Origin of the sequence: Streptomyces sp. NPDC007905, assembly GCF_042959345.1 — a bacterium.
Classification (GTDB): Bacteria; Actinomycetota; Actinomycetes; order Streptomycetales; family Streptomycetaceae; genus Streptomyces.
Genome location: NZ_JBIBKS010000059.1, coordinates 1 through 12,736 on the forward strand (window position 1 = coordinate 1; position 12,736 = coordinate 12,736).

The window sequence follows — 12,736 nt, forward strand, 5'->3', positions numbered from 1 at the left end:
GGCTGCGCGCCGCATTGCCGCAGATCAAGCGGATCATCCGGGTCCTGGCCAAGGACACCGACTTCTGGCACGACACTGTCTGGATCAGCGACTCGGCTACGGCTCGCCAAGGCGCACCCGCTGCGCTCGACCGCACGGTGGAAGGTCTCACCGGGCTCCTACTCCCTCGCCCTCCAGGTCAACGGCCGCCGCTTCCCCTCCGTCGCCTTCAGCGTCCTCCACATCTGACGCCCTCTCGCCGGTCCTGCTCTGAACACCCGCCGCACGACCGCCGCGGACTTCCGCCGCGGCCCGGTCCGTGCTGTCCGCAACCCCCTGAAGGAGTGAGCCGCCCTGATCGAACGAGTTTGAGTCGCGACCACCCAGAGCCCGCCCGCCCTGCCCCTGGTATCAGAACTCCCGTTCACCAAATGCCCTCCCATCGGGCCGTGACGGGACCAGGTCCAGCGCGTTTTTAGAGCATCAGTGCCACACCGACGCCCAGACGGAGGACACGCCATGCATCCCACCCCTGCCCCCTTGCGGCAGCCTCCCGGAATCGAACGGCGGCCCGGCGTGATCACGCACGGCGTTGACGACAAGCTCAGCTCAGCACGCCCGGATACGGGGTGGGCGGCATGAGTGAGCCCACCGATGCATCAGCCGACAGTGTTCCGGGACCGCGCACCGCCCCCGCGGCGTCCCCCTGCGCGCCGTCCGCCGGACCGTCCGCACCCTCGCCGGCGGGCACTCGGCCCGCTCCCGAGCCGCAGATGCGGTACGTCGACCTGACGGGCAGCCGCGAGGCAGCCGGCCGCTCGATCCGGATGCGCGACATGGCCCGCCGCCTGCCGCAACTGGTGCGCCGTTCGCTGGCTCTCGCCTGGCGCGTCGACCGACGAGCGACCGTCGGCCTCCTGCTGTGCCAGACCGTCACCGGCGTGATGCAGGCCCTGGGCCTGGTCGCCATCGCCGGCACTCTGACCGCCCTGCTGCGCAGCGGAGACGTCTACCACCGGCTCCTTCAGGCGTGGCCCTCCGTCGCCCTGCTCGCCGGTGCCGCCGGCGTGCGCGCGCTCCTCGGCATCACCGTCAACTGGCTGTCCTCCCGGCTGGGCCCGCTGATGTCACGCGAGGCCGAGCAGATGCTGCTGACCGGCTGCGCCGAGGTCGAACTGTGCGCGTACGACGACCCCGACTTCAACCGCGACCGGGAAGCCGCCGACCGCGGCGCCCAGGTCACCGGCGACCTGATCAATGAGGGCCAGGACCTGATCGCCTCGGGCGCCGGCTTCCTCGCCGGGGCGATCGTGCTGACCGGCGTGCACTGGGTCCTGCTCCCGCTCCTCGTCGCAGCCAGCCTGCCGCAGGCCCTGGCCCAGGTGAGCGCCGCGCGCGTCCGGTACTTGGCGAACCTCCGCAGCAACGGCGACAACCGGATGCTGTCGGTGCTGCGCTGGCACATCTACACCAAGGACGCCGCCGACCAGATCCGCGCCGGCACCATGGCCGGCTTCCTGTCCGGCCGGTACCGGCACACGGTCGCCCGGATCAACCGCGAGGACCGGGCCGCGGCCGACAAGGGCGCCCGGATGTCCCTGGTCGGCGCGGTGTGCGGGGGTCTGGGGTCGGCGGTGGTGTGGGCTGCGGTCGTGTGGCTGCTCGCGACCGGCCGTATCACCGTCGGGCATGCCGGGACGGCCGTCTTCGCCCTGCAGACGGTAGGCATGTCGATCCGCGGTCTGGTGGCCGTCGGTGCGCGCGCCGTGCGGACCGGGCTGTACATGGACGACTGGAGCGGCTTCCTCGACAAGGCCGGCGGCTTCCGCATGCGCCGGGGTCCGCACCGCCCTGAGCCGCCGGAGACGATCGAGGTCAAGTCGGTCACCCACCGGTACGCCGGCAAGGACCGCGACGCACTGTCCGACGTCTCCCTCACCTTGCGCCGGGGCGAGGTCACCGCGCTGGTGGGCTTCAACGGCTCGGGCAAGTCGACGCTGTCGAAGCTGGTCAGCGGCCTCTACCTGCCCACAGGCGGGCAGGTGCTGTGGGACGGCGTCCCCACCGGCGACTGCGACCCACAGGCTCTGTGGCAGCAGGTCGCCCTCGTGCCGCAGGACTACGCGCACTGGCCACTGACCGTGCGCGAGAACGTGACCCAGGGACAGCCCACCGCGCGCGGCGACGCGGCGGTCCGCGAGGCATGCGAGGCGGCCGACGCCGACGAAGTCGTCGACAAGCTCGGCGCCGGCCTGGACACCCTCCTGGCCCGCGAGTGGCTCAACGGGGAGGAACTCAGCGGCGGCCAATGGCAGCGCATCGCCCTGGCGAGAGCGTTCTTCCGCCAGGCCGGTCTGCTGGTCCTCGACGAGCCGACGGCGAACCTGGATCCCCGCGCCGAGTACCGCATCTTCCAGCGGCTGCGAAACCTCGCCCAGGACCGGGCGGTGCTGCTGGTGACCCACCGCATCACCAACGTCGCCATCGCCGAACGCATCGTGGTCCTCGACGACGGCAGAATCGTCCAAGAGGGCACGTACGCCCAGCTCTCCCAACAGCCGGGCCTCTTCCAGCAGTTGCTGTCCTACCAGATCACGTCCGAGCCCGACGGCGCGAAGCGCGGGACACCCGCATGAGCGGCCCCGGCGCCACCTCAGTAGGCCCCGTCGAAGCGGCCGCACCCACGGCCGTGGACGTCCCCGCCCCTCCTACGCCGTCCCGAGGTGATGACGTGCCGCTCACCCGTTCCCCCATCCGCGCGACCACCGAGGTGTACCTGGCCCGGCATCCGAACGAGCGGGAATCCCTAGCCGGGCTGTTGTCCCTCCTGGACGGAGCCGACGCCCCGGACAGCCGTGCCACGCTCCCCGGTCACGTCACCTTCAGCGGTCTCACGATCGGACTGGCCGGGCTCGTCCACGACGACGCCTGGGTCAGCCGCCGCCGGGCCGCCTCCGCACGCCCGACCGGGCCCGGTGCCGCCGCCACCGCCGAGCCGGCACCGAGGACCCGCAGTCAGGCGGGCTCGCTCGCTCGCGCTGATGATCGCCACCGGCATCGGCCTGCACAACTTCGCCGAGGGCTTGGCCATCGGCGACTCTGCCGCCCAGGGCGAACTGTCCCTCGCCCTCCTGCTGATCGTCGGGTTCGGCCTGCACAACGCCCCCGAGGGCTTCGGCATCATCGCCCCCCTGGCCGCCGAAGGCGAACGCCCGTCCTGGCCGACCCTGCTGCGGCTCGGCCTGATCGGCGGCGCCCCCACCTTCCTCGGCACGCTCATCGGCCAGCACCTGGTCAACGACACCCTGTCGATCGCCTTCCTCGGCCTCGCCGCCGGGTCGATCCTCTACGTCGTCATCGAACTGCCGGCCGTCGCCCGCAGGACCGGGCTGAAGACCCTCACGACCTGGTGCCTCCTGCTCGGCTTCGCCACCGACGCCGTCGTAACGGCGGCCGGCGCCTGAACGAGCGGCGGCGCTCCGGCGCCGGCGACCGCTGTACCTCTGTTGCCCTGGCTGCCCAACCAGTGTCGCGGGCCGCGTGCCGAGTCCGGATCGCGTCATCGCCTACCCGTGGGTCCGGGGGCGCCGCGGCGAGGACGGTCGCCTACGGACCGTCGGTCCTGGCTCGGTGGCCCGCACCATCGCCCAGGAGGCGCGCCTGCCCGTGTTCCTTGCCGCCGGCCCCGGCACGGGTGAGGTGCGGTGGCCCGGCGCGGCTGACGGGATGTCTTCGGATGCGGGTGGCCCGTGCGGGCCGGAGCCGGATGCGGGCGTCGATGCCGCCGTGGGGTGCGGCGTCGAGTGTGACGTCGCCCCCGCCGGCCTGGGTGAGCCGCTGGACCATGGACAGGCCGAGGCCGGTGCCGTCGTGGTGGGCGTCGGTGGCACGCCAGAACTGGTCGAAGGCGCGTTGCCGTTCGGTTTCGGTCATGCCTGGGCCTTGATCGACCACGTGCAGCTCGGCCATGAGTGGTGTACGGCCGTAGTCGGTGGGTGCCGGTGCGGTTGCGAGGGTGATGGTGCTGCCGGGAGGGGACGCCCGCAGTGCGTTGGAGAGCAGGTTGTCGATGATCTGCTCGAGTGCTCCCGGGACTGCCCACACCGGTCCGGCCGGAGTTCCGGCCACGGTGATGTCGACGTGCTGTTCACCGGCGAACGCTGTCCAGATAGCTGCCCGGTCGGCCACGACGGCGTCGAGGTCGATGACTTCCGGTGTGATCGCCGAGTTCTCCAGCCGGGCCAGGGCGAGCAGCCCCTGCACCATGCGGCTGAGCCGTCCCACTTCGCCGATCGCTTCATCGAGACTGTGCTGGGCGCAGGGGGCCAGATGGGGCTCGAAGTTCTCAAGGCGCAGGCGCAGTGAGGTCAGCGGGGTCTTCAGCTGGTGCGACGCCTCGGAGGCGAAGGCTTCCTGGGCGTGGAGCAGGTGCTGGAGCCGGTTTGCCGTGCGCGTGAAGGAAGTGGCCAGCTGCCGCAGTTCCGGCGGCCCGCGGTCGGTGGCCGGAGGGTCGGTGAGGCGGCCGTCGGCGAGTTGCCTGGTGGCGCATTCCAGGGCTCGGAGAGGTCGGGTGATCCAGCGGGCCAGTGCGAAGCCGATGAGAGCGACCATGGCCAGCACGCCCAGCCCGACCAGGGCGAGCGCCATCCAGGTGGCGTGGACCTTCTGGGCGAGTGGGCCAAGGGAGTACAGGGTCCGCACGACGCAGGGCACCGTGTCGCTGGAGGCCCCTGGCACGGTGGCGAACAGGACTTTGCCGCCCGGGACGAGGTCGTGGCTGATGCCCGTGGCGGGCCGGTCGCTCAGGGCGGCGGCAATGTCCGGTTCGGAGGAGAGGTTCCTTCCCACGGTGGTGGCGGTCGTGGTGTCGGTGAGGACGATGCCCCTCCGGTCGGCGACGACCACGCTGCTGCCAGTACGCCGAGCGTAATTGCGGGCGAGTTGGGGCAGATCGGAGGCCAGTCCGTGCTCAAGCTTCTCCTCGCACACCGAGGCGAGTGTCACCGCGCCCAGTTCCGCGGTGTGGGAGAAGCGGTTCAGCTCGCTGCGGGCGTAGACGAAACCGAACGGCACTTCGAGGGCGAGCAGGACGAGCGCCATGAGGCTGAGGTAGCTGAGCAGGAGGCGGCGGGTCATCGCACACCTCTGCGGGGCTGTTCGAGCGGTGCCTGCGAGGTGGCGTCGGCCCTTGCCGGCGGCGGTACGAGGCGGAATCCGATGCCGCGGATGTTCTCGATCCAGGAGGGATCACCGAGTTTGCGACGCAGGGCGGCGATGTGGACGTCGAGCGTCTTGGTCGGGCCGAAGTAGTGCGGCTCCCAGGCGGTGTCCAGAATCTGCTGGCGGGAGAAGACGGCTCCGGGATCCTCGGCGAGGCAGACGAGGAGGTCGAACTCCTTGGGAGCCAGGGCGATGGGCGACTGGTGCAGGTGCACTTGACGGGTGCGGCGGTCGATGGTCAAGGGCCCGATCCGCTGGGCACCCGGTACACCGCCCCGGTCCGGGCCGCTGGAAGACTCCGCCACGGGACCGCCGGGGCCGAGGGATGGAGCGCGGGTCCGGCGCGTGACGGCGCGGATGCGGGCCACCAGCTCCCGGATCCCGAACGGCTTGGACAGATAGTCGTCCGCGCCCAGCTCCAGGCCGAGCACGCGATCGACTTCGGAGTCCCGGGCAGTGATCATGATGATCGGGACGGCGGAACGGGCCCGCAGTTCCCGGCAGACGTCGATGCCGTCCATGTCGGGCAGCCCCAGGTCCAGCAGCACTATCTCCGGTTCCCTGGCAGAGAGGCCATCGGCACCCGTCCGCGCGTGTTCCACGGTGAACCCGAAGCGGCACAGCCCCTCCATCAATGGTTCGGCCACCCGGTCGTCGTCCTCGATCAACAACACGTGCATGGGCTCAGGCTCACAAACGGCGTGCACACCGTGCGGGCCAATCGCCGGTGCATTCCCCCGTGTCGGTGATCCTGTCCGAGTCGGTTCCGTTACGTCGACGCAGGTGAGGCCCCCGATGGGCTCGTTGGAATTCCGTCGGACGGCGCAGTCGGAGGCCAGGAGTGTGCCCGGACATCCAGCGCGTCGACAGCGGCTGGTCAGCAAACAGTTAAGAACCCCGGATGTCGGTCGCGTCGCATGAGGTGTGATCAAGAGCTGCTGACCAGCCGGGCGCCGCTCACTTACCGGGCCTGACCTCGCGGAACAGCCGTGCTGTTCCACTGTCCGTTCTTTGCTGCGGCGTGATAGCCACCTTGATCCGAACGCGGGACAGGAAAGTTCCGGAGCCCAGGCAGTTCTCCCGGCCTGTGCCCTTCCTTGCGGCGCTCGCTGTATGTGCGCAGTGAATTCGCTTACACGCGTCCCCGTAGTGTCGATGTGCGGCGGGCGACAGGCACGCCGAGCGAAGGAACCGCCCACACATTATCTGGAAATAGGGATGCCAAACACAGACTCAAACGCGATTACGAATCGGCCGTCTCCTTCTCTTCCGGGACGGTGATGATGTCTCAGACAGCAGTCGAAGAGCTGCGCATGGTGCGCCCGGATCTTGTCGAGCCGTTCATGCACGCGCTCCCGGCGGCGCGTGCCACCGTGCTGGGCCGGCTGTGGGGCGCTGTCGCCCGAGAGCCGGTTCCCGGAGTGACCGGCCGACGGCGAGAGGCGGAGACGCTGGTGGTCACTCTGGACAGCGGCGGCCGTCTCGCCGCGTCCGACGCGTGTGCCCAGCGGTTCGCCCAGATTCCCGAGGACTTCACCGTCATGGGGCCCGAAGGGCCCCTCCGCGGCCCGGCAGAGCTGCTGGCGCAGTTGAAGTCGCGCACCGCCGCGGCAAGCCGGCTCGCCGCGGAGCTCGACAACAGTGTCGTCAACCTTGCTCTGGCCCGCGCCGCGAACGCCGGAGGACCCCCTCCGCTGCGCGACTCGGCCGACGCGGAGCAGGCGGTCATCGACGGCCACCCCCAGCACCCGTGCTGCCGCACCCGCACCGGCATGTCCGTCGCCGAAGTGCTCGCCTACGCGCCCGAACACCGTCCGGTGATCCAGCTGGCCCTGCTCGCCGTCCCGGCCGACCGCCTGCAGCAAGCCGGCACGTGGCCCGCTGAGCTGCGTGACGGGGACACGTTCCTGGTCCCGGTGCATCCCTGGCAGCGGGACCACGTGCTGGTACGCCACCGCGACCTCACCCTGACGCGGCGCACACTGCCGGCCCGGCCGCTACTGTCGCTGCGCACCCTGGCGCCGTCGGCCGGTCTCGCGGGCTGCCACCTCAAGACCGCGCTCGACGTACAGGTCACCAACTACCGCCGCACCATCTCACCGGTCGAGGTCGCCGACGGCCCGCCCCTGTCGGAGCTGGTCTCGGCGGTCGTCGACAAGGCCGGGTTCGGCGGAAGCCTGCGAGTCCTGCGCGAGCTGGGCGGCGGCGCGGTACGGGTGGACGGCCAGGCGTCCGCGAGCCTGGCCGCGATGGTCAGGGAGTCCACCGAGTACCACCTCGACGACGGCGAGATCGCCGTTCCGCTGACGGCGGTGTACGCCACCGGCGCCGCCGTCGTGGCAGGTGATCCCGTGCGCTGGCTGGCGGATTTCGCCGAACTCGTACTGCCTCCGGTGCTGGCGCTGCTGTCCATGGGGGTGGCCCTGGAGGCCCACGGCCAGAACACCCTGGTAGTACTGCGACACGGACGGCCGGTGCGAGTGCTGTACCGAGACCTGGACGGGGTACGGGTCAGTCCCCGCCGACTGGCCGCCTGCGGGTTCACGTTGCCGCCGCTGGAAGGCACCCGCGCCGGCGACGACATGGACGCGCTGCGCACCAAGCTGTTCGGCGGACTGCTCAGCGGGGTCTTCAGCGAACTGGTCGACGTCCTCGCCCGCACACGGGCCGCAGATCCCGGGACGCTGTGGGAGACGGTGGCCGAGGCCGGCCGCCGCGTGTACAGCGATCTGCCCGACGACGGGGACGCGGCAGCGTTCTTCGGCGACACACTGCCACTGAAGGCGACCATCGCGATGCGTCTGGCCGAGGACACCGGCACGGCGCAGTGGACTCCCGTCCCCAATCCTCTCGCGGAGCACCGCTGACCCCCGCAGCCCCGGGTGCGGCCATGGAAGGACGGGTCCAACCGGTCCTTCCATGGCCGCACGACGGCCGGCCGACGACCGACACACGACTTCGGACGTACTGGAGCCACTGCATGACCACCTCCACCACTGCCCCCAGCGACGCAACCACGACCGTCACCGCCGCCACCGCGACCGACAGCTCCACACAGACGGCCGACATCGTCACCGCTCACACACTGCTCAACTGCCTGATCCGCGAGGTCTCCGCTCCTGAGCACCAGGTGACCGTGGACCAGGACCACCTCCTGCTGCGCCTGCCCCGACGTGGCCTGCTGTTGCGCGCCCGACTGCGCAGGGTCTCGCTGATCGGCGCCCACCGTTTCCGGGGGTCGGCCGAGCGGCTCGACAGCGACGGCTGGATCACCATCGGCTGGCAGGAACTGGCCGGCTACGTCCAGGACGAACTGGAGCAGCGCACCGGCACGGCCAACGACGAATTCCTGGACCAGGTCTGCGACAGCCGCGAGACCATCCGCACCGCCCTGGAGCACCGGGCCGGCGCAACCCCGCTCACGGACCTCTACCTCGCTTCGGAACAGGCCCTGGTGTTCGGTCACCGCTTCCACCCCACGCCCAAAGCCCGCACCGGGGACCCAGCGGACTGGCTGGCCTACGGGCCGGAAACCGGCGCCCGCTTCCGGCTTCGCCATCTGGCCGTGCGCCGCCACCTGGTGCGGGAGGAGGGCGACCTGAGGGATCTCGACGCACTGTGCCCGGGGGCGGACCCGGACTTCGTGACGCTGCCGGTGCACCCCTGGCAGTTCCGGCTCCTGAGTGACCACCACCTGCTGCGCGCGGCGATGGATGCGGGCGAGGTTGTGGACACCGGCCTGAGCGGGCCGGCGTGGGTGCCGACGGCATCGGTGCGCACCCTGTACCAGCCGGACGCGGACACCTTTCTGAAGTTCAGCTTGAACGTCCGCCTCACCAACTGCGTCCGCAAGCACGCCCGTTACGAGCTGTCCGGTGCCGTCGCCCTGAATCAGCTGGTCCAGCCCGTCATGGCCCGGATCGCCGACCGCTTCCCCGGCTGCGCCCTGCTCGCCGAACCGGGCTACCGCACGCTCGCCGTCGACGACGACACCGCCCTGCTGGAGGGTTTCGGCGTCATCGTCCGCTCCGGCCTGCGCCCTCACCTGCGTCCCGGCGTCACACCCCTGCTCGCCGCCGCGGTTGCGGACGAGTACCCCACCAGCGCAGCCCACGTCTCGCGTCTGCTCGCCCGAGGTGATGGAGACGCCCTGGCCTGGTGGGACGCGTATCTGCGGCTGCTGCTGCCGCCAGTGCTGGCCGCCTACCTCGACCACGGCGTCGTCCTGGAACCTCACCTGCAGAACGTCATCGTCGGCGTGAACGCAGAGGGCATGCCCGCCCAGATGCTGTTTCGCGACCTGGAGGGCACCAAACTCCTGCCCGGCCACCACCGCCGCGCCCTCGCCAGTCTGCCCGAAGACGTCAGCGGGCCCCTCACCTACGACGCCGAACGCGGCTGGAACCGGGTCGTGTACTGCCTCCTGGTCAACCACGTCGCCGACATGCTCGGCGCCCTCGCCGACCTCGATCCGGCACGCGAGCCGGCCCTGTGGGGCCTGGTCCGCGACCACCTCAACGCCTACGCCGGCACCGCGGCCGAACCGCCACGGCTCCGTGCCCTGCTCTGCGGAGTTCCGCTGCCCGCCAAGGCCAACCTCCTTCTGCGCTGGGCCCGCCAGGCAGACCGGCACGCCACCTACGTCCCCCTGACCAGCCCGCTCGGCGCGGACTTCCCCCGTGAGGTCGCCCTGTGAGACCCACCCTGCTGCACCACGTCCACCAACTGGCCGACGACGACCTGCCCGCCTACGTCTACGACCTGAGCGGCCTACGCGACCACGCCCGCACCATCCGGGCCGCGCTGCCGCAGCGCGTCAAGTTGCTGTACGCGGCGAAGGCCAACTCGGACCCGCGCCTGCTGCGTGCCCTCGCGGAGCACATCGACGGGTTCGAGGTGGCCTCGGGCGGCGAGATCCGCCACATCCGCGGCCTCCTCGCCGACGCGCCGATCGCCTTCGGCGGCCCCGGAAAGACCCCTGCCGAACTGGCCCAGGCCCTGGACGCCGGGGCGGAACGCCTCCACATCGAAAGCGAACACGAGCTGCGCACCCTGACGACCCTGCTGGGCGACCGTACCGCCGACGTCCTCCTGCGCGTCAACGTACCGGTGGTGGTCCGCTCGGTCGCGCTGGCCATGGGCGGTCGGCCCAGCCCCTTCGGTCTGGACCCCTCCCAGCTGGACCGATGCCTGCACATCATCGCCTCCGACGGGCGTATCCGGCTGCACGGGCTCCACGCCCACCTGGCCAGCGGCCTCGACGCGCGCGCCCACCTGGCCCTCGTCGACCAGGTCATGAGCTGGGCAGACCGCTGGGCGCACCAACGAGGGATCACCCTGACCGAGGTCAACATCGGAGGCGGAATGGGCGTCGACTACGCCGACCCCCGCCGCGTCTTCGACTGGCCGGCCTTCGGGATCGGACTGCGCCGAACACTGGAGCGCCACCCCGACCTGACGCTGCGGATCGAACCGGGCCGCTCGGTCACCGCCTACTGCGGCTGGTACGTCACACAGGTCCTGGACATCAAGTTCAGCCGCGGCGAGGCGTTCGCCGTCCTGCGCGGAGGCACACACCACTTGCGCACACCCGCCGCGAAACAGCACGACCAGCCCTTCGAGGTCATCCCCGACGACTCCTGGCACCAGCCCTGGGCCCGCCCCGAGACCCGCGACGAGCCGGTAACCCTCGTCGGGCAACTGTGCACGCCCAAGGACGTCCTCGCCCGACGCGCCATGGTCGACCGGCTGCGGGTGGGCGACCGGATCGCCTTCGCGATGGCCGGCGCCTACGCATGGAACATCTCCCACCACGAGTTCCTCATGCACCCCCACCCGACCTTCCACCATGTCGACGGCGCCGACGCTCCCGTCGGGGACGCCCACGCCTTCCAGACGGCATGAGCGCGGATCACCGAGCCGGCGAACAGAGGGGAAGCAAGGCTTCGAGCGCGGCGCTCGACACGCTCACCGTCCGCCCCTTCCGCCGCTATCTGCTGGGCCAGCTGACCTCCAACATCGGCACCTGGATGCAGCGTGCCGCCCAGGATCTGCTGGTCCTGCACCTCACCGGGAACAGCGGCAGCGCGGTCGGTGTCGTGACCGCGCTGCAGTTCCTGCCCCAGACCCTGTTCGGCCTGACCGGGGGTGTCCTGGCCGACCGGTTCCCCAAGCGCCGGCTGCTGCTGATCACGCAGACCGCCATGGCGGTGCAATCCCTGCTGCTGGGGCTGCTGACCGCCACCGGGGTGGTGAACCTGTGGTCCGTGTATGCGCTCGCCCTCGCCCTCGGCACCGCCACCGCCGTGGACAGCCCCGCCCGCAACGCCTTCATCGCCGAACTGGTCAGCCGGGAGCAGGTGCCCGCCGCGATCAGCCTGAACTCAGCCCAGTTCAACATCGCCCGCATCCTCGGCCCCGCCGCGGCCGGTCTGACCGTCGCCGCCATGGGCACCGGCCCGGTGTTCCTCATCAACGCCGTCTCCTACCTGGCGGTCCTGTACGGGCTGATCACCGATCCTCCCGGCGCGCCGCGCGAGCCCAGCGGGCCTCAGCGCGACGGTCCATGGCTGACCGAGGCGTTCCGTCACATCACCGCCACCCCGGAGCTGCTGCTGCCGATCACGCTCATCGCCGTCGTGGGCACCTTCGGCCTCAACTTCCAGGTCACCATCTCCCTCGTAGCTATCAAGGTCTTCCACTCCGGCGCCGCCGCCTTCGGCTGCCTCTCGGCCGCCTACGCCGCGGGCAGCCTCATCGGCGCGGCGCTTGCGGCCCACGGCGGTCGGCCTCCCACCGCACGGCGCCTGGTCACCGCAACCGCAGTCTTCGGAGTGCTGGAAGCGGCGCTGGGCCTGATGCCGGGCTACGGCACATTCATGGTGCTGCTGATCCCCACCGGCTACGCCGCGGTCACCGTCACCACCACCGCCAACGCACTGACCCAACTGCGTGCCGAGCCGCACCTGCGCGGTCGCGTGCTGTCCGTGTACTTCCTCGTCCTCCTCGGCGGCACACCCATCGGCGCCCCCCTCGTCGGCCTGGTCTCCGACGCCTTCGGTACCCGCTCCAGCCTGATCCTCGGCGGCATCGTCTCGACGGTCTCCGCGCTCGCTCTCTCGGCGTTGATCGCCGAGCGCCGACGGCTGGATCGTCCAAGGCAGGTTGCCGGACCGGTCGGCGCACCACTCCCCGACACGCCTCCGGCCGGCACATCCGGCAGGACTCCCTCCACCGTTAAGGAGCGCTTCACTCGGTGAGCGTGCCCTTGAGCCGGCGAGGGCACTGCTCCGCTTGGCCCTGACCACCCGGCCGAGGTGAAGCAGGGGATGTCGGGCCGGACGGTTCCTGGGGCGCCCCTCTTGCCAGGTGCACGAAGCCGTTGGGGACATCGCGCACCAGCAGGACGCTGACCAGGGAGAATGGAGAACTCTCACTGGAGTACCTAGTAGATTGTCGCGGCTTAGTTTTGCTGTGTGGTTGGGTAGAGGTGGCGTAGTTTCACGCGTGCGTCGTCGGTGGTGAAGTGCCAGTCGAC

8 protein-coding genes are annotated in these 12,736 nt (G+C 70.7%); 6 read left to right on the forward strand and 2 right to left on the reverse strand.

The features are described 5' to 3' along the window. Positions 1–752 precede the first annotated feature (752 nt). Both ACFZDC_RS41505 and ACFZDC_RS41510 read left to right on the forward strand, forming a co-directional pair. The gene (locus ACFZDC_RS41505; protein WP_391332252.1) at positions 753–2,615 is read left to right on the forward strand and encodes an ATP-binding cassette domain-containing protein; all 1,863 of its coding nucleotides are present in this window, start codon (positions 753–755) and stop codon (positions 2,613–2,615) included. A gap of 405 nt (positions 2,616–3,020) precedes the next feature. Next, a complete protein-coding gene (locus ACFZDC_RS41510; protein WP_391332237.1) occupies positions 3,021–3,443 on the forward strand; it encodes a ZIP family metal transporter in 423 nt (140 codons plus the stop codon). A gap of 142 nt (positions 3,444–3,585) precedes the next feature. Here the strand turns inward: ACFZDC_RS41510 and ACFZDC_RS41515 are convergent, their stop codons facing one another. Continuing rightward, positions 3,586–5,115, reverse strand: coding sequence for an ATP-binding protein (locus ACFZDC_RS41515; protein WP_391332239.1), 1,530 nt, complete (start codon positions 5,113–5,115; stop codon positions 3,586–3,588). Continuing rightward, positions 5,112–5,879, reverse strand: a complete 768-nt coding sequence (locus ACFZDC_RS41520) for a response regulator (protein WP_391332242.1) — start codon at positions 5,877–5,879, stop codon at positions 5,112–5,114. Before ACFZDC_RS41520 ends, ACFZDC_RS41515 begins: the two co-directional genes overlap by 4 nt. 603 nt (positions 5,880–6,482) lie before the next feature. Between ACFZDC_RS41520 and ACFZDC_RS41525 the strand changes: the two genes are divergently transcribed. From ACFZDC_RS41525 to ACFZDC_RS41540, 4 genes are all read left to right on the forward strand, one after another. Then, positions 6,483–8,066 (forward strand): IucA/IucC family protein, encoded by a 1,584-nt coding sequence (locus tag ACFZDC_RS41525; RefSeq protein WP_391332244.1) that lies wholly within the window; start codon positions 6,483–6,485, stop codon positions 8,064–8,066. Positions 8,067–8,179: 113 nt separating this feature from the next. Next, positions 8,180–9,895, forward strand: coding sequence for an IucA/IucC family protein (locus ACFZDC_RS41530; RefSeq protein WP_391332246.1), 1,716 nt, complete (start codon positions 8,180–8,182; stop codon positions 9,893–9,895). Further along, positions 9,892–11,103: an alanine racemase gene (locus tag ACFZDC_RS41535; RefSeq protein ID WP_391332248.1), complete on the forward strand. Its 1,212-nt coding sequence runs from the start codon at positions 9,892–9,894 to the stop codon at positions 11,101–11,103. The genes ACFZDC_RS41530 and ACFZDC_RS41535 overlap by 4 nt, the downstream gene beginning before the upstream one ends. Then, the gene (locus tag ACFZDC_RS41540) at positions 11,100–12,458 is read left to right on the forward strand and encodes an MFS transporter (protein WP_391332250.1); all 1,359 of its coding nucleotides are present in this window, start codon (positions 11,100–11,102) and stop codon (positions 12,456–12,458) included. Before ACFZDC_RS41535 ends, ACFZDC_RS41540 begins: the two co-directional genes overlap by 4 nt. Positions 12,459–12,736 lie beyond the last annotated feature (278 nt).